We start from the raw sequence: 18,166 nt of genomic DNA on the forward strand, positions 1-18,166 counted from the left end.
ACAGCTGATACGTGATGCTTGACAACCTCCACAGATTGATTAGGAGGGTAGCGCGTTCCTCCTGCTAGTCCAGCGCCGGTTAGGAGCCAGTGAGCAGTCAGTGAGGAGCCCGTGGGAATCTGAGCAGGAACCAGAAATTCGCGCCCTATAGGATAGGAGTATGACTTCTTCCTCTAGCCCTTCCTCTGCTCAGCCTGTAACTCAGCCGTTCCCCAGCGGCACCGGACGCTACGCCCCCTCCCCCTCGGGTGATTTGCACCTGGGTAATTTGCGTACCGCCATTTTGGCATGGGCTATGGCGCGCCGCGGTGGCAAGTCCTTCTATTTGCGTGTGGAGGATTTGGATCGCGTGCGCCCGGGTGCTGCGGAGCGTCAGATTGCTGATTTGGCGGCTCTGGGTTTGGATTGGGAGGCGAGCCCCGGCGCCTCGGCAGAGCGTATTGAGGGTAGCGAAAGCACCGAGGGCAAGGAAGCAGGCGTACTGTATCAGAGCACGCGCCTTGCCGCCTATGAGCAGGCGGTTCAACAGCTACGCGAGGCGGGACTCGTCTACGAGTGTTTCTGTACTCGCCGCGAAATTCAGGAGGCCTCAAGCGCCCCGCACGGTGCACCGGGCGCCTACCCGGGTACTTGCCGCGACCTAAGCGAGGACCAGCGGGAGGAGCGCCGCACCCAGCGTCCGCCGGCTCTGCGCCTGCGCGCCGAGTGCGCGAGCTACACCGTGCAGGATGATTTTTACGGCGCATACACCGGCCTGGTGGATGATTTTGTGCTGGTGCGCAATGACGGAACCTACGCCTACAACCTGACCTCCGTGGTGGATGATGCCTTTGTGGGCGTTGAGCAGATTGTGCGCGGCGATGATCTGTTGCCTTCTGCGCCCCGCCAGTCGTATTTGGCGCAGCTTTTGGGTTTGACGCAGCCGCGTTACGCGCATGTGCCGCTGGCGCTGAACGAGGAGGGCAAGCGCCTGGCGAAGCGTGACGGTGCGGTGACTCTGCCGCAGTTGCGTGAGGCGGGCGTTGAAATCCCTACGATTTTGGGGTGGATTGCCGCATCTATTCCGGTGTATAACGCCGATGGCTCCACCCATTCGGCGGATGTTCCGGTGCCCAATGCGGCAGCGATTTTGGAGCGTTTTGATCCGGCTCATATGGCTTCTGAGCCGTGGGTCGTGAGGGACCTCTAAACCTCTGTGACATTGTTTTGTAACAGTTCAACACTCCGAACGGCTTTTAAATTTTTCGTTTAATTCGTTTTAGATGCATATGCCATTGAGCGTTTGCGTTGCTTTTCAACTACATATCTTTCACTCAAGTGCCCGAAACCCTGAAATTCAGGGATTTTTCGGGCACTTTTTCGCACACGCTCCCACAATGACCCACGTGTACGACCATGGATTTTACACAGAAAATACATATTTATTCCATAGATCCTCACCCCTAAGCGTCAAATAGACTTTATTTTCAGTCCTTCAAAGCCTAGACTGTATCCTATGCCACTCATAAAGTTATGGGGTAGCGCATAAATACACACAGGCGCACACTACCACCAGGAGAGAAGGAACATTATGGCCGCGAGTACATACCAGGTCATCGCGCTGGCGATTTATTTTGTTGCCATGATCGCAATCGGCCTATGGGCAAATAGCAAGAACAACAGCCTCGACGACTATGTGCTGGGCGGGCGTCAGCTCTCCCCCACCGTCGCCGCACTCTCAGCGGGCGCCTCCGACATGTCCGGTTGGCTCCTCATGGGTCTGCCCGGCGCCGTCTACCTCAGCGGCCTCTCCCAGGCATGGCTCGCCGTCGGCCTGACCATCGGCGCATGGTGCAACTGGACGTTCGTGGCACCGCGACTGCGTAGCTACACCGAAGTAGCAGGCGACGCAGTGACCGTCCCAGTCTTCCTGAGCAACCGCCTCCATGACACCAAGCGCGTGCTGCGCATCGTCTCCGGTGTCGTGATTCTGGTATTCTTCACCTTCTACGTCTCCTCCGGTATGGTGTCCGGCGGTCTGTTCTTCAAGTCCTCCTTCGGTCAGGAATACCACACCGGTATGCTCCTGTTGGCAGGCATTACCGTGTTCTACACCTTCTTCGGCGGCTTCATGGGCGCGTCCTACACCGACATGGTTCAGGGTCTGCTCATGCTCGCAGCACTGATTGCCGTTCCGGTCGTCACCATCATTGACCTCGGCGGCGTGGGCCCCGTGGTTGAGTCCATCAGCCAGGTACGCCCCGACGCACTGAGCATCTTCGCGGGTACCACCTTCGCCGGTATTGTTTCATCCCTCGCATGGGGTCTGGGCTACTTCGGTCAGCCGCACATTATTGTGCGATTCATGGCAATGCGCACCCCCGCTGACGCCAAGTCCGGCCGCCGCATCGGCATCAGCTGGATGGTCCTGACCGTGTTCGGCGCACTGAGCGGCGCGTTCATGGGTATCGCATACTTTGCACGCCACCCCGAGGCGTCCCTCACCAACCCGGAAACCGCTGAGTCGGTCTTCCTGGACCTCGCCCAGATTCTGTTCCACCCCCTCATTGCGGGCCTAATTCTGGCTGCGGTTCTGGCGGCAATTATGTCCACCCTCTCCTCGCAGCTGATTGTGTGCTCCTCCGCTCTGGTGGAGGACCTCTACGGCATCTTCTCCTCGAAGAAGCTCAGCGCCGGCAAGTCCCTGTGGCTCGGCCGTGCAGGCGTGGCAATCGTGGCGCTGGTCGCCGGTGCCCTGGCATGGAACCCCAACAGCTCCATTCTGCAGCTGGTCGCATTCGCTTGGGCTGGCTTCGGTTCGGCATTCGGCCCGACCGTTCTGCTCTCCCTCTACTGGCGTAAGCTGACCACCCAGGGTGCACTGGCCTCCATGATTACCGGCGCCGTTGTGGCATTCGCATGGGGCCAGAGCCCCATGAAGTCTGTGCTCTACGAAATGGTTCCCGGCTTCGCTTCGGCGCTGCTTGTCGCCATCGTGGTTTCGCTCATGACCTACAAGAAGAACGACGCCATTGACGAAGAGTTCGACCGCGCGGTTGAACTCGCCAAGGTCAAGTAAAGAGTCTCTTCCCCAAGGCTCGGGCCGCACACACGCGGTCCGGGCCTTGGTCTGTTTATAGGGTCTTAACCTGCCAAGATACAGGTATGAGCGCAAGGACAGAGACCCTTCCCCACGCATCATATTCTGCTATTGGAATATTATGCCGAGCGTGCTTCGTTCCCCGGCCTCGACGAGCCGCACCGCGGGCACCGTAAAATAGGGTCTATGACTGCACAACTTCCCGAAAAGGTCTCGGACATCTTCAACCCCGCCGACTGGCGCGTCGTTGAGGGCTTCGAGGACTTCACCGACATCACCTACCACCGCCAGGTTGAGCGCGACGAAAACGGCGAGATTCTGCGCGATCTGCCCACCGTGCGCATCGCCTTCGACCGCCCCGAGGTCCGCAACGCATTCCGCCCGCACACCGTGGACGAACTCTACCGCGCCCTCGACCACGCCCGCATGACCTCCAACGTGGGCACCGTACTGCTCACCGGCAACGGCCCCTCCCCCAAGGACGGCGGCTGGGCCTTCTGCTCCGGCGGCGACCAGCGCATCCGCGGCCGCGACGGCTACCACTACGCCAGCGGCGACACCGCAGAAAGCATCGACCCGGCACGCGCGGGCCGCCTGCACATCCTGGAGGTGCAGCGCCTCATCCGTACCATGCCCAAGGTCGTTATCGCCCTGGTCTCCGGCTGGGCAGCCGGTGGCGGTCACTCCCTGCACGTGGTGGCCGACCTGACCATCGCCTCCGAAGAGTACGGCAAGTTCAAGCAGACCGACGCGACCGTCGGCTCCTTCGATGCGGGTTACGGTTCGGCGCTGCTCGCCCGCCAGGTGGGCCAGAAGTTCGCCCGCGAAATCTTCTTCCTCGCCAAAGAATACGACGCCCAGCGCATGTACGAAATGGGCGCGGTCAACGACGTCGTTCCCCACGCAGAGCTCGAGAACAAGGGCCTGGAATACGCGGCGCACATTGCTCGCCAGTCCCCGCAGGCAATCCGCATGCTCAAGTACGCCTTCAACCTGCCCGACGACGGCATGCTCGGCCAGCAGGTCTTCGCTGGTGAGGCAACCCGCATGGCATACATGACCGACGAGGCTGTGGAGGGCCGCGACGCGTTCTTGCAGAAGCGTGACCCGGACTGGTCCAACTACCCCTACTACTTCTAAGAGACAGCCCCTTCTACAGAAGTAGTTTCAGATGCATAGGCTCGGAGCCGGATTCAACCCTGAGAACCTCAGCTAAGAATCCGGCTCCGGCGCATTTGATGCCGCCCCTCTCTTTTTCCCCGCCCCGGCATATGACACCGGCGCATAACAGCACGCAGCCGCTACCAACAGCCGCTAAGGATTTAGCCATGATGAACACCCCCGTACCCGGGCTCATGCCCTCCCCCGCCCCGCAGGAGGCTGCCCTGCACCCGCAGGCGGTACAGGTGCGCGCCGACCAGCCCGCCGACCCGCACACCATGCTGGGCGCCTTTGAGCAGCTACTGGGCAGGTACGCGGCGGATGCGGGCGCGGCTGCGGAGCCTATTGCCCTGGTGGTGGGCACCTCCGGATCCACCGGAACCCCCAAACGCACCGCACTGACCGTAGGCGCCCTTGCCGCCAGCGCGGTAGCCACCGAGAACTTTTTTGAGGCGAACGCTGACGCCGCCTCGCAGTGGTTGCTGGCTCTTCCCGCGCACTATATTGCCGGTGCGCAGGTGCTCGCCCGCTCCGTGCTCGCCGGGACCTCCCCGGTCATTGCCCGCTCCGTGACCGAACCGGTGCACTTTACCCCGGAGGTATTCCTGCAGGCGGTTGAGCGAATGAGCTCGGCACGCCGGTTTATCTCCCTGGTGCCCACCCAGCTACATAAGCTCCTTGAAAGCGCGGACACTGACCCGTCCCTGGGTACCGAGATTCACGAGGCGCTTGGCTCCTTCACCGGAATCCTGCTCGGAGGCGCCCCCGCCAGCGCCGACCTGCTCGCTGCCGCCACCGCCCTGGGGCTGAACACGGTGACCACCTACGGTAGTGCCGAAACCGCCGGTGGATGCGTCTACTCCGGCTCTGTTCTGCCCGGCGCGCGGGTGGAGCTCGTGCCTGAAGAAGGCATGCCCGCCGTGCCAGATATTGAGGGGAAGCCCGCACAGGTGGGCCGTATTTGGATCAGCGGCGCGCACCTCGCCAGCGGCTACATTGGCGACGCCGCCCGCACCGCCGAGCACTTCTTCACCGCCGCCGACGGCACCCGCTGGTACCGCACCGACGACTACGGTCTATTAGCTCCCGACAGCAACGAGAACTGTAGCGAGCCGCGCCTGCAGGTGCTCGGCCGTAGCGACGACGTCCTCATCAGCGGAGGCGTAAAAATCTCCGCCCGCGCCGTAGCGACCGTCCTCGAAGAGCACCCCGCCGTACGCGAAGCCTGCGTCATCGGCCTACCCGATGCCCGCTGGGGCACAGCCATTGCCGCAGCGGTCACGCTGGTGCCTTCTGCCGATGCCGCGGCTGCGCCTACCGAGAATAGCCCCACCCTGAACGAAGAACTCTGCGCCCTGCTACGTGCCCGCTGCGCCGAAAAGCTCGGTGCCCCCGCCGCACCCAAGCAGCTGAGCATCCTGCCGGATTTCCCGCTCACCAGCACCGGCAAGCCGGACCGCGCAGAAATATACAGTATCCTGGACAGAGACTATCGTCAGGGCTAAAGCAGGCTCCTCCGCGGGTTTTCACCCCGTACACGCAGCCGCCCGCATGCCCTGACCGTCATCATCACAACCCGTCACGCACAACACCCACGCATCATACGTATTTAGACCCGGAAGGAACCCCCGTGGCAACTGCCGCCCAATGGATTGAAGGCGCTCGCCTGCGTACCCTGCCGCTCGCCGTCGCCCCCATTATTGCCGGCTCAGCTGCCGCCTACGAGATCAACGAATTCAAGCCGCTCTACGCGTTCTTGGCGTTCCTCGTCGCGTTCTTCCTGCAGGTCGGCGTGAACTACGCCAACGACTACTCCGACGGTATCAAGGGCACCGACGAAGACCGCGTGGGTCCGCTACGCCTCGTCGGTTCCGGCGTGGCAAGCCCCCGCTCCGTCAAGTTTGCCGCCTTCGCCTGCTTCGGTCTAGCAATGCTTGCCGGTCTTGCCCTGGTGGCTCTGGCAAACCAGTGGTGGTTCCTGGCGATTGGTGCCTCCAGCGTCTTCGCGGCGTGGGGCTACACCGGCGGCAAGCACCCCTACGGCTACATGGGCCTGGGTGACGTGTTCGTCTTCGTCTACTTCGGTCTGGTCGCGACCCTGGGCACCCTCTACACGCAGGCGCACACCCTGACCCTGCTCGGCTGGGTTGGCGCTATCGGCATCGGTCTGATTTCCTGTGCGCTGCTCATGGCGAATAACGTACGTGACATTCCCACCGACATTGAGGCGGGCAAGCTGACCATGGCGGTCCGCCTGGGCGAACGCTGGTCGCGCATCACCTACATCGTGGAGATGGCGCTGGCCCTGGGTCTGGGCGTGCTCCTGCTCGATGAGAACCCCTGGTTCCTGCTGATTTTCCTGCTGGTCGGCCCGACCATTCACTCCTGCGTGACCGTGTGGACGCGCGGCGGCCGCGAGCTGATTCCCGTGCTCAAGCAGGCGGGTATTGTGGCGCTCGTGTACTCCGTGATTCTTGCCCTCGCCGTGTGGCTGGGTTCGCTGGATATTATTAGCCACGAGGTTCAGGTGTTCACCGGCTACTAAGACCGGCTACTAAGCCGACGTACAAATCTGCACCGGATTGCCGCGCCATTACGCCGTTGGCGGGCACCCGGTTCACAGTTCCGCAATAACGCGGCGGTATGTCATAGTAGTGCTTATGATTCGAGCCATGCTGATAATTGGCGGCGCCGCCCTCATCGTGGGGCTGACCCTCTACACCCTCTTGGACGCCGTCCGCACCCCCGCACACGAGGCGCGAACCCTGCCCAAGTGGCTGTGGGTTCTCGTCACCCTGCTCTTCCCCGTGGTGGGCCCGCTCATGTGGCTTATCCTGGGCCGCCCCAAGGAACAGCTAGCAGCACAGCCCGTGGCAGGCGGTCCTCGCCCCGGCTTCGGTCAGCGACGCAACACCCCGGCGCCCTCGGTCTCTTCCCCCGACGATGATGAAGAGTACCTGCGCTGGCTCAAAGCAAAAGCGGAACGCGAACGCCGCAGCCGCGAGGCAGAATCGAACAACAAGCAGGGTTCTGATCATAAGGATTCCGAGCGTAAGGATCCTGAGGACGGCACCCCGAATCAGGGTAACGGGCAGAACTAGTCAGGACAGCTAGACTTGCAGCTCGTGCGCCCCTCAAGGTTTACAGCAAGAGGCTGTGAGCACATCCGTAACGGATGGGCTCACAGCCTCTTTTCTATGCTCAAAAACAGCTTTAGGGATTAGCTACCGGGCAGCTGAATCACGCCACCGTACAGCGGCGCGGCAGGCTCCGAATACTCCACAAAACGCGGCATCTCATGCTCAAAATCAGTGGTGCTAAACGCCAGAGTCGTAATCGACGCCAGGTTGCACTCACGCGCGCGCGGGTCATGCTGCAGCATGCGGCCCTCAACACCCAGGCGAGTAATCCAAATCGGCAGCTGATGCGACACAATAATCGCCTCCGCACCCTCGCCGCCGCGCTCGTAGGCGGTACGCGCCGCATCCTGAACAGCCGCAGCCATACGGCGAATCTGATCCAGGTACGACTCACCCCAGGAGGGGCGCGCCGGGTTGTACAGCTTAGTCCAGTGACGCGGGTTCTTCAGCAGCTCCTGCGCGTTCACGTGCAGACCCTCAAAGTAGTTATCCGCCTCAATGACGCGCTCATCCGGCTGCGCGGTCAGACCCAGCAGTTCCTCAACCGGGGCGGCAGACTCACGGGTACGCTGCAACGGCGAACAGACCAGATGCACAAAACGGGCGCCGCGCTCAGCACGAGCCGCGAACTCCTCCGCGCTCAGACGCACCATCTGCTGGCCCTTATCGGACAGACGGTAGCCGGGCAGACGGCCGTACACGATACGCTCGGGGTTGTGCACCTCGCCGTGACGCATGAGGTGAACTTTAATGGTGGAAGTTTCAGTCATAATCTCAGTCTCTCAGATAGCGCGCCGCACCCCAAACAGGTGACCCCACATACGCTCTACAAAACACGGCATAAAACCCAGCCCGCAAAACTGCAGAAACGCAAAAACCCCGCCTCTCCATACGGAAGGCGGGGCAAAAGAAGTCTATTTACTTCTTGTTGCGGCGCTGGTGGCGGGTCTTACGAAGCAGCTTGCGGTGCTTCTTCTTGGACATACGCTTGCGGCGCTTCTTGATAACGGAACCCATAGGATTTCCTCACTTTACTCGTACCCGGCCGAGCCATTCGGCTCGGTAGCTACCCGGGGATATTTATACCGGTATAACCGATCCAAAACGCATTTTAGGCACAGAAATACCCTTGCGTTTTAGAGCGCTACCTACCTAGAGTACTAGGTTTACCCCCATTTTCACCATTCGAGAGCGGCTTTTCAGGAGTTTTCCCCTGAATTTCCGCTTTTCCCACGGGCATATCGAGGGTATCTCCGGGTCAAAATGGGGATTCGGCAGCCCTAACGGCGCTTCTTCTTCGACTTCTTCGAGCCCTTAGCGCGGCCATGAGACAATACCGAACCGGAAGAAGCTACAGCACCCTCAGAAGTGCTCTCCTCAGTCTGGAAGTCGGTCTCAACCGGCTCCTCAGCCGATTCCTGCGCGGGGTCCTCAGCGGGTTCTTCAACCGGCTCTTCTACAGAAGCCTTCTCAGCAGAGCTTTCCGCTGCGGATTCTTCCTCCGCTGCCGCGTGCAACGCCTTCAAACGCTCAGCGCGCTCAGCCTCGGCACGAGCCAGCGCCTCCTCATCAATGACGGGCTGGGGCTCAGGCTGGAGCTCATGCTGGGGCTCGGACTTCGTTTCAGCCTTCAGAGCCTGCTCCTTCACTGCCTGATCCTTCTCAGCGCTCTCCTGGGCTTCATCGTGCTCAGGCTCGTACACGTCCACGCCGAAGAAACGCTTCATCTTCGAGAAGATGCCGCGGCGCTCCTGCACCGGCTCCTCATGAGGAAGCTTCTCATAGGTGTCGTGGATGGTCGCAGCCGCCTCAAGGCGGGTAGGCTCAGCAGGCTGAACGGCGGGCGCCTCCTGGCGCGCAGGGGCACGCAGAACATTCTCAGCCGACTCAGTCTCCGCAGGAGCCGCAGCAGTCACAACAGCCGCAGGATGCACGGTACGGGCAGGCGCAGTCAGCACCTTGCTACGATCCACCGGCTTAATAATGGTCGCACGCACCGGAGAAATAATCTGACCGCTACGACGACGCGGAGCCGCCGTAGAAGCACGCAGAACCTTCGCGGGACCCTCAGCCTCTTCCTGCGCGTACGCGGCAGGGAGGCTCGGCAGCTGACCGCTGGGAGTCTGCGAGCTGGGAGTCTGCGAGGCGGGCGCCTGGACACCAGATACCGGAGCCGCAGAAGCGGCCGGGACGGTGCTACGGCGCGGGGTGCCGAAGCTCAGCGGCACATCCGGGCTCACCGAATGAGCGGCAGGCTGTGCGGTGGCTACGGAAGCCGCAGCAGGTGCGGGCTGAGACGCAGCGGGAATCGTACGTTCTGCCTTGTCAGAAGCAGAAATATCCGCACCAGTTGTAGTATCAGCAGAGGTATCAGTCAGCCCGAAGGAAATCTCAGACCCCGCCTCATCACCGTGGGCAACCTCGGGTTCAGACTGCGCAGACACCGCAGCAGAAACCGGAGCAGGAACCTGAGTCGGCTCATCCGGCGCCGCAACAGGAGCATCCGCGGCAGGAAGTGCCCCCACATCGGCGAAGGACGGGTCATCCTGCATCAAATCATCAAAGTCATCAGCGGCAAACTCATCCACATCAACCGGCGCAAATTCAGAAGCAATCGGCTCACCCGGCAGACCGTTCGCAGAGGTCGCTTCCTGCTCCAGGTCAATACCGGCATCGGAATACATGCCGCGCAGCTGACCAATCACCATGGAACGAGCCGTCGCAGCGTCGCCAGCCTTCAAAGCCTCCGCAATAGCGCGACTCTCAGCGCGCAGACGCTCCACAGCGCTACTCCACAGCGGCATACGGCCCACCAGCGACAGCATCGACTCAAAGCTCGGCTGACGCACCGACGCGAGCAGACCCACCAGCAGCTCATTACCGGCGCAACGCATCACCTGGTGGTGGAAAGTCAGCAGAAGCTCGAGGAAATCACGAATCGACAGGTCGAAATCTTCCATCTGCTCCAGGACCTCGTCCATCTCCGCGAAGGAGGTGGTCTTCGGGTCAATACGCGCAATCGCCCAGCTTTCCAGCAGAATACGGGTCTGCACCAGGTCACGAGTCGGGTAACGCGAGCTGGACATGTGCAGGCGCAGAGCGGCACTCGCCGCGGAAGCCGGCTCGTCACTCAGATGCACCAGAATTTCCTTGCCGCGACCGTTGTACAGCTGCACCAGATCCATATCTTCCAGGGTGCGTAGAGCCTCGCGGGTGCGGGAACGACTCACACCAATAGCGCGCGCAATTTCGCTATCGCTGGGCAGGTCCTGGCCCAGCTGAATGTTGCCCTCGAACAGTTCGTTCTCGAGCCAGCGCAGAATTTTACGATGAATAGCCACGTGAATGCGTCTTTCGGTCAATAAGGTGAGTGAGAGTGTGTGTGCTTTATACAGAGTTATGCCGGAGGTCGAACGGCGTCAGGGCGCGCTTTAGCGGCGGCGACCACGCAGGAAGCCGAAGAGACCACCGCGGTGGTTATCCTTCGCCTCGGTGCTGGTCGTCTCAGTGCTGGGGCGGTACACCGAATCGTAGGCGGGCATGGTCTGGTACTCGGGCTCCTCAGCGGAGGTTTCAGCCTTAGCAGGCTCACCCTCGACAGGCTCATCTTTGGTGAGCTCATCATTGGCAGGCTCACCCTCACCGAGTTCAGCCATCTCAGTAGCTTCTGCGGGCGAAGCTGCTTCCTCAACAGACTCAGCCTCAACAGATTCAGCCTTCACGGGCTCTTCTGCCGCGGCTTCATCCACTACGTTCTTCTCAATCACAGACTTTTCAGCGGCAGAATCCTCAGCTGCAAATTCCTTGCGGGTTGCTTCTTCCTTGACGGATTCAGCGGGTGCAACAGGCTTCTCAGCTGCACCCTTTTCGTCGGCAGCCTTTTCCTCGGCAATCTTTTCAAGCACAACAGCCTCGGGGATCACAGGGATAGGCTGAATCGAGCCACCCACAACCGCAGCGGGGTCGATGCCATAAGGCACCACAGCCGCAGGCTGAGGGAATACCACCGGCTTCTGCGCTACAACAGGCTTAGCCTCAGCAGGTGCCGCAGGGGTAGCGGCCTGAGCGGGGGTTGCCGACGCCGCGGGGGTCACCCCAGCGTCGTAACCGTAGGCTGCGGGAGTGAAGGGACGCATCGGGGTGCTATCCACTGCCTCTTCCTGCGGGGTAGGCTCAGTAGCTCCTGCCTTCTCAGCGACAGCTTCGGAAGCGGCACTCTCAGCAGCCTGCTCCGCAGGGCGCGAGTAGATGCGCGCGCTGGGGGTCAGGTACTGGGCGCGGGCGCGCTGAATGCGTGCCTGCTCGATTTCCTCGGGGGTGGGCGCCTCAACGACGAAAGTCTCAGAGCCGGTCTCATCAGCCTTCTCCGCGGTTGCGGCGGGCGCAAGCTTCTGAGCGGGTTCTTCAACTTCGGGCTTCGGAGCGCTCTTTTCAGAGGTCTTCTCGGCCGGCTTCTCGGCTGCGTGCTCAGCCGTCGCCTTATCCGAGGCAGATGCAGTCACGCCACCGGGCAGTGCCACGGGCACGTGTGCTTCGCTGGACTGACGTGCAATCTGAACGGTCTCGTTAATCCACTCGGTCACGGTGGCGAATACATCCGGGTTCAGGGAGTAGAGGCGACGTTGCCCCTCCACGGTCACGGAGACCACGTCTGCATCGCGAAGTACTTTCAGGTGCTTCGAAATGGTCGGCTGGCTCATGCCCAGCTTTTCAACCACTGCACCCACAGTGTGGGTTTGCTCAGCGAGAATACGCACAATTCGGCGGCGAGTCGGATCCGCGATGACAGAAAAAACATCAGAATGCATATAGCGATTATGACATATAAAGTGGCGCCTCAAGCTTAGAATGAGGCTGATACAGAAATTACCTTCAAAAATTCTGAAAGACCCCTGAATACTAACCTAACGTGGAGCCTTGAAAGGGGGAAAAGCATGAAGTGCCTATCACATCTAATGTTGATTTCCTGTATCTCATCCTAGGCATATGCGACCCAGCAAACCCCTCAATACTTATATAACCAATACAGAATATATAGTTTTCGTGGCTCCACCCCACAAAACCAGCCGTACGCCTTCTCCGAACTCACATATTTACCCCCGAACCACCAGACCCCCCAACCCCCTCAGCGGGCACCCGGCGCGATACACTAGAAGGCGTTAAACACAGGCTCAAACCGCCGCCCAACACATCAACACACCAACACCCAGACACCCACTGAAGGAGGCGCATGGGACGCATACTCCGCCGCACCCGGCGCCGACACCACCACCCCCAGGGCCAGCTCAACCGCCGCTGGGACACCCTCAGCGGTGCCACCTCCGAACCGCAAAAGCAGCAGGTTCGCCGAAGCCGCCGCGACCGCCTCGAAGCTGAAAAGCTCAGCATCCTCACCAGCGTGCCCGGCATCGATCTTGACCGTCTGCCTACCCTACGTGACCACGAAGACCCCAAGACTCAGCGCAAACGAACCCCACTAGAGTTCAACCAGAAGACTCTCGAACGCTTCCGCGACTTCATTGATTCCTCAGTTCTGGCGTCTCCCTCACGCACCGCAATCGGTGCCTTCTTTCTAGTCATCATCTTCTTCACCATCATGCTGTCCCTGCCGATTTCTTCGGCAGACGGGCAGCGCGTCGCGCTACACCACGCGGTCTTCACCTCAACCAGCGCGGTCACCGTGACCGGTCTGACCACCGTCTCCACAGCAGATCAGTGGTCAACCTTCGGTCAGGCAATGATTCTTCTCGCCTGCCAGGTGGGTGGCCTGGGCACGCTGACCATCACCTCCCTGCTGGCGCTGGCTATCGGCCGCAAAATGGGTCTGCGCACCAAACTCATCGCCCAGGAAGACCTGAATATTAGCCGACTCGGCGAGGTCGGCGGCATCGTCAAAGCGGTGGCGTACGCGTCTTTCTCCATCGAAGCGTTCATTGCAATGCTCCTCACCCCACGATTCCTCGCGCTCGGTGAAGCACCACACGAGGCCCTGTGGCACGGCATTTTCTACGCCGTCTCTGCCTTCAACAACGCCGGATTCACCCCGCACTCAGACGGTATCGTGCCCTACGGCCACGATCTCTTCCTGCTCGTGCCCATCTGCATCGCGGTGTTCCTCGGCTCGCTCGGCTTCCCCGTGTTCATTGCGATTCAGCGCAACCCCTTCCGCCCCTCACACTGGCAGCTCACCGCAAAACTGACCATGGTCACCACCCTCTTCTTCTTCGGTTTTGGTGCCTTCTTCTGGGGTCTTTTCGAATGGAATAACCCCGCAACCATCGGTTCCTACTCTCCCGGCGATAAAATCCTCAACGCCATCTTCGCCTCCGTGATGATGCGTTCAGGCGGGTTCAACCTGGTCGATATGAGTAGCATTACGCCCGTCTCCACCTTGCTGACGGACACGCTCATGTTCATTGGTGGCGGCTCCGGCTCGACCGCAGGCGGCGTGAAGGTCACCACCATCGCGGTCATTGCCCTGTCGATTCTTGCCGAGGCGCGAGGTGATCAGAAGGTCGTAGCGTTCAATCGCACCATCCCCGAATCCTCTCTGCGCATTGCCATCTCTGTGATTGTTATGGGTGCTACCGTGGTAGCTGTTGGCGCCGCATCGATTCTTATCATCAGCGGCGCAGATCTCAAAGAAGTCATCTTCGAGGTCATCTCCGCCTTCGCGACCTGCGGCCTCTCGAACGGCCTCTCCGCCAGCCTACCTCCGGCAGGCGTATACGTGCTCAGCGGCCTGATGCTCATTGGCCGTGTGGGCACCACAACCGCCGCGACCGGCCTGGCGCTGCGTTCACGCCGCCGCCTCTACAAGTTCCCCGAAGAAAGGCCCACCATTGGCTAGTGCACATAACGCCCCCGTCCTCGTGATTGGTCTGGGACGCTTCGGCTCCGCGGTGGCGGCCCAGCTGCGCCTGCAGAACAAGGAGGTCCTTGCTATTGAGAAGGACCCCGAGCTGGTGCAGAAGTGGTCCGGCGTGCTGACCCACGTGGTCTCTGCGGATGCGACCGATATCGACACCCTGCACCAGTTGGGTGCGGACGATTTCGGGTCCGCTGTGGTGGGTGTGGGCACCTCCGTTGAGGCGTCCGTGCTGATTACCGCGAACCTCGTGGACATTGGTGTGGAGCGTATTTGGGCGAAGGCTATTACCCCCGCGCACGGCAAGATTCTGGAGCGTATTGGCGCGCACCACGTGGTCTACCCGGAGGCGGACGCCGGCCGCCGCGCCGCACACCTGGTCTCGGGTCGACTGCTGGATTACATTGAGTTTGATGACGACTTCGCGATTGCGAAGATGCGCCCGCCGAAGGAAACCCACGGTTTCACTCTGGCGGAGTCGGATATCCGATCCAAGTACGGTGTGTCCGTGGTCGGTATTAAGTCCCCCGGTGAGGATTTCACCTACGCGGATGCGACCACCCGCATTCACTCGCGTGACATTCTGATCGTGTCCGGTCAGGTGGATCTGATCGAGCGTTTTGCGGCGCGACCCTAAGAGAGCTTTTCCTCGCCTGTTGCTTTTGAACAGCCCGCGATTGAGGAACCCGCAAATAGACATAGAAAAACAGCCTCTTCCCGTTCTGTCGGGAGGAGGCTGTTTTTCTGTAGTTTCACCTAGTCAGAGGGATGCTACCAGACGGTATTAGTTCCCGCCGATTAGTCCTCGTCAGCGGTGTACAGCTGGCTCATTTCCGCCGAACGTGCCGCGCAGGCGCGCATCGCTTCCTCGGTCAGCTGGAAGAGGCCACCGTCCACGAAGGTGTTCAGCGCACGCTCGGTGGTGCCGTTCGGGCTGGTCACGGCGCGGCGCAGGGCGGGCGCATCCGGGTTGGTGTCGAGCAGGTAGCCCGCGCCGGCAACGGTTGCGCTGGCGAGCTTGAGGGCGGTGTCTGCGTCCAGGCCGAGCTTCTCGCCGGCGGTTGCCATCGCCTCCGCGAGCAGGAACGCGTATGCCGGGCCAGAACCGGAGACAGCGGTGACCGCATCCATCTGATCCTCGCGAACCTCAACGACCAGACCGACGGTACCCAGGACCTCTTCGACGAGCTTCTTCTGCTCATCCTTCACGGAGTCGGTGGTGGAGATAGCGAGCACGCCCTTGCCCACGGAGGAGGGGGTGTTCGGCATACAGCGAACAATGGGCTGACCTGCAGGAAGGCACGCGGCGAGGGTTTCGAGGGTCACGCCAGCGGCAACGGACACCACAACAGCGTTCGGCGCGAGGGCGGGTGCAATGTCGCGGGCAAGCTCGACAATGCCGTAGGGCTTCACGCCGAGCAGCACGACGTCTGCGTGGGCGGTTGCCTTGTGGTTACCGTCAGCTTCGCCGCCGGTGGTGATGATTTCTACCCTGTCGCCGAGGCGCTTGGCGAGGGCGGCACGAGATTCTTCGCTACGCACGGTAGCGCGGATGTGGGCGGGGTCGTGGCCTGCAGCGAGCAGACCTGCGGCGATAGAGCCGTTCATGGAGCCGGTGCCGAGAAAAGCAATAGTTGCGGTCATCGTTGATCCTTCCTAATGGGGTGCCTGCGCCGGGTGCCGGCAGGCGTACCGCCGGTGTGTTCCGGGGGCTACGGTTCGGTGCGCGGCGGGCGCGTGGAGGCGTACCCTTCCAGCATAGCGGGTGCGGCTATGGGCATGTGACCTGGCTCGTGCTTCTTCCGGGTTTTCTGGGTGGCGGCTTCACTCTGCACGCCCCATGTACCGCGCCCCATGCGCCGGGCTCAGCTTCCCACCCTGCGGCCTGCCCATAAGCCGCCAAAAGTGCAGGCGTAGAATGAAAGCAACTTCAACCGCGGCAGTTTGTGCCGGGCATGAGGCCTTCAACAACACACAGCACGCAACACCCCCCTCTTTCTATGTTTTCTCATACTGGTTCTTCCTCGAATTCTTCCCCGAATAGCCCGCAGAATCCTGCTGGTTCCCGCTCTTTTTTGTTTCGCCTCCTTCTGGTGTTGACCCTTGCCGCGCTGGTCACGGGCGTGTTCAGCGGCCTGGGCGCGATTGTTCTGCATTATGTTCTGGATTTTATGCAGGAGCTAACTTTCGGTCAGGCTGAGGGACATCACCCGATGGTCACTGACGGCGCTGACCCGGCGCGGCGTGCCCTGGTGCTGGCGGCTTTGGGGCCGTTTGTGGCGCTGGTTTGGTATTACCTGCAGTCGGGCGGTCGGCGTGTGGTCGGTGTGAAGTCGCAGATTGCGGGTGCTACTGAGGAGGATCGTGCGCCGTCGCTGTGGCGGCAGATTTCGCATTCGGTGATTCAGATTGTTGCGGTGGGTGCGGGTTCCCCGGTGGGTAAGGAGGTCGCGCCGCGTGAGCTGGGTGCGCTGGCTGCGGGTCGGTGCGCGCGTTTTCTGGAGCGTGTGGGTGGTACCCGCCCGGATGGTTCGCTGCTGCTGGGTGATCGTGAGCGTCGCCTGCTGGTGGCGGCGGGTGCGGCGTCCGGTTTGGCGGCGGTGTATCAGGTGCCGATTGGTGGCGTGGTGTACCTTGTGGAGGCGATGGCTGTTGGTCTGAGCCTGCGGTCGCTGTATGTGGGTGCGGTGACGGTGTGGACGGCGACGGTCACGGCGAATCTGGTGATTGTCAATGAGCCGACGTACCCGGTGCCGCAGCTTCCGTTGGATGCGACGACGCTGACGGTGGCGGCGCTGACGGGTGTGGTGTTGACTCCGTTGGCGTTGGGTTTTAGGGCGTTGTCGCAGCGTGCGGAGAAGTTGAAGGCGAAGGACCGTTCTCTTCTGTGGCGTATTCCTGTGGCGTTTGCGCTGGTCGCGGTGGTTTCGCTGTGGCTTCCGGAGATTCTGGGGAATGGTCGTCTGCTGACTCAGCACACGTTTAATGTGTCGCTGGATACGGCGGCGGACGGCTTGTCTGCGGCGGCGGCAGTGTATGTGTTGGCGTTGTGCGTGGCGAAGGCTGCCGTGGTGTTGTTGAGCCTGCGTTCGGGTTCGTATGGCGGTACGTTGACGCCGGGTTTGGCGTTGGGTGCGGCGGCTGCGTTTTGTGTGGCGGCGCTGGTGCTGTGGGTGTTCCCTGCTTTGGGCGGGGTGCCGGGTGGCGCGTCGATGGTGTTGTATGCGGCGGCGTTGACGGGTACGGCGGCGTTTTTGGGTGTGTCGATGAATGCGCCGCTGTCTGCGTTGACGTTGTTGATTGGTTTTACGGGTCAGGGCGCGAGTGCGTGGCTGCCGATGGCGGTTGCGGTGGGTACGGCGGTGCTGACGCGCTGGGCGTGGACGCGAGTGTTCGGCTCTAAGAAGTAGCTTTCAGAAATAGGAGCGGCCCCGGATGCGTGTGTGCGTCCGGGGCCGCTTTTTAGACCGAGGTTTTCGATAGGTTAGTGCCTTCACCGTAGGTCTTTAACCCGCAGCGAAGACACTAACCTATCGATTTTTCCCTTAACCTATCGGCTATTCCTTTGCCCCGCCGCCACTCCCCTAGATTGCTGTTCATTCTTTTGGTCTGCAGTCCTCTCCCCTGGTCTACTACTGGGATTCTTCTACCGAGGAACACCCGCCACTATATGTAAATTCTTTGCGTGCAGGTACTTATTTGATACATAAAGCATTGAGGTATTCGTATGGTGATGTTTCGTTGCTGTAGCACCCAAAAGAATGCAAACGATGGCAAACATGCGGTAGGGTGGTAACTGTAGTGTTCCACAGCGCATTGATGCGCTTGTTAGGCACACTACGGGGCTGTTTTCCTTCCGGTGGTCAGCTTGACCTACGAATAATGGCCCGACTAGTAACTAAACAACACACCATCACC

General features: G+C 60.9%; 14 protein-coding genes. 9 read left to right on the forward strand and 5 right to left on the reverse strand.

What is annotated here, in order from left to right:
• The first annotated feature begins 160 nt into the window (after positions 1-160).
• The 6 genes from gluQRS (at position 161) to HMPREF2527_RS05900 (ending at position 7,341) form a co-directional block, all read left to right on the forward strand.
• Positions 161-1,189 carry a tRNA glutamyl-Q(34) synthetase GluQRS gene (gluQRS, locus tag HMPREF2527_RS05875; protein WP_049347107.1) on the forward strand — a complete coding sequence of 343 codons (1,029 nt, stop codon included), beginning with the start codon at positions 161-163 and terminating at the stop codon, positions 1,187-1,189.
• A gap of 381 nt (positions 1,190-1,570) precedes the next feature.
• Positions 1,571-3,058, forward strand: coding sequence for a sodium/proline symporter PutP (gene putP / locus HMPREF2527_RS05880; RefSeq protein ID WP_049341036.1), 1,488 nt, complete (start codon positions 1,571-1,573; stop codon positions 3,056-3,058).
• Between the two features lie 207 nt (positions 3,059-3,265).
• Complete coding sequence (locus tag HMPREF2527_RS05885) at positions 3,266-4,219, forward strand: 1,4-dihydroxy-2-naphthoyl-CoA synthase (RefSeq protein ID WP_049343219.1); 954 nt, start codon at positions 3,266-3,268, stop codon at positions 4,217-4,219.
• A 188-nt stretch (positions 4,220-4,407) separates the two neighbouring features.
• Positions 4,408-5,745, forward strand: a complete 1,338-nt coding sequence (locus tag HMPREF2527_RS05890; RefSeq protein ID WP_070507046.1) for an AMP-binding protein — start codon at positions 4,408-4,410, stop codon at positions 5,743-5,745.
• Between the two features lie 125 nt (positions 5,746-5,870).
• Positions 5,871-6,785: a 1,4-dihydroxy-2-naphthoate polyprenyltransferase gene (locus tag HMPREF2527_RS05895; protein ID WP_070507049.1), complete on the forward strand. Its 915-nt coding sequence runs from the start codon at positions 5,871-5,873 to the stop codon at positions 6,783-6,785.
• A gap of 127 nt (positions 6,786-6,912) precedes the next feature.
• A complete protein-coding gene (locus HMPREF2527_RS05900; RefSeq protein ID WP_246824780.1) occupies positions 6,913-7,341 on the forward strand; it encodes a PLD nuclease N-terminal domain-containing protein in 429 nt (142 codons plus the stop codon).
• Between the two features lie 119 nt (positions 7,342-7,460).
• Here the strand turns inward: HMPREF2527_RS05900 and HMPREF2527_RS05905 are convergent, their stop codons facing one another.
• From HMPREF2527_RS05905 to HMPREF2527_RS05915, 4 genes are all read right to left on the reverse strand, one after another.
• Positions 7,461-8,150 (reverse strand): histidine phosphatase family protein, encoded by a 690-nt coding sequence (locus HMPREF2527_RS05905; RefSeq protein WP_070507056.1) that lies wholly within the window; start codon positions 8,148-8,150, stop codon positions 7,461-7,463.
• A gap of 148 nt (positions 8,151-8,298) precedes the next feature.
• Positions 8,299-8,397, reverse strand: a complete 99-nt coding sequence (locus HMPREF2527_RS09605; RefSeq protein ID WP_005504750.1) for a 30S ribosomal protein bS22 — start codon at positions 8,395-8,397, stop codon at positions 8,299-8,301.
• A gap of 263 nt (positions 8,398-8,660) precedes the next feature.
• A complete protein-coding gene (locus HMPREF2527_RS05910; RefSeq protein ID WP_070507059.1) occupies positions 8,661-10,721 on the reverse strand; it encodes a FadR/GntR family transcriptional regulator in 2,061 nt (686 codons plus the stop codon).
• 90 nt (positions 10,722-10,811) lie between these two features.
• Positions 10,812-12,188: an ArsR/SmtB family transcription factor gene (locus HMPREF2527_RS05915; protein ID WP_070507062.1), complete on the reverse strand. Its 1,377-nt coding sequence runs from the start codon at positions 12,186-12,188 to the stop codon at positions 10,812-10,814.
• A 422-nt stretch (positions 12,189-12,610) separates the two neighbouring features.
• On the opposite strand from HMPREF2527_RS05915, the gene HMPREF2527_RS05920 reads away from it, so the two are divergent.
• Together HMPREF2527_RS05920 and HMPREF2527_RS05925 are read left to right on the forward strand one after the other, a co-directional pair.
• The gene (locus HMPREF2527_RS05920) at positions 12,611-14,230 is read left to right on the forward strand and encodes a TrkH family potassium uptake protein (protein ID WP_070507065.1); all 1,620 of its coding nucleotides are present in this window, start codon (positions 12,611-12,613) and stop codon (positions 14,228-14,230) included.
• Positions 14,223-14,885 carry a potassium channel family protein gene (locus tag HMPREF2527_RS05925; protein WP_005504725.1) on the forward strand — a complete coding sequence of 221 codons (663 nt, stop codon included), beginning with the start codon at positions 14,223-14,225 and terminating at the stop codon, positions 14,883-14,885. The genes HMPREF2527_RS05920 and HMPREF2527_RS05925 overlap by 8 nt, the downstream gene beginning before the upstream one ends.
• A 161-nt stretch (positions 14,886-15,046) precedes the next feature.
• Here HMPREF2527_RS05925 and proC read toward each other — a convergent pair whose 3' ends face one another.
• Positions 15,047-15,892, reverse strand: coding sequence for a pyrroline-5-carboxylate reductase (proC, locus tag HMPREF2527_RS05930; protein WP_070507068.1), 846 nt, complete (start codon positions 15,890-15,892; stop codon positions 15,047-15,049).
• Positions 15,893-16,323: 431 nt separating this feature from the next.
• Between proC and HMPREF2527_RS05935 the strand changes: the two genes are divergently transcribed.
• The gene (locus HMPREF2527_RS05935; RefSeq protein WP_246824781.1) at positions 16,324-17,658 is read left to right on the forward strand and encodes a chloride channel protein; all 1,335 of its coding nucleotides are present in this window, start codon (positions 16,324-16,326) and stop codon (positions 17,656-17,658) included.
• Positions 17,659-18,166 lie beyond the last annotated feature (508 nt).

Source organism: Rothia sp. HMSC071B01 (assembly GCF_001808945.1).
Lineage (GTDB): Bacteria > Actinomycetota > Actinomycetes > Actinomycetales > Micrococcaceae > Rothia.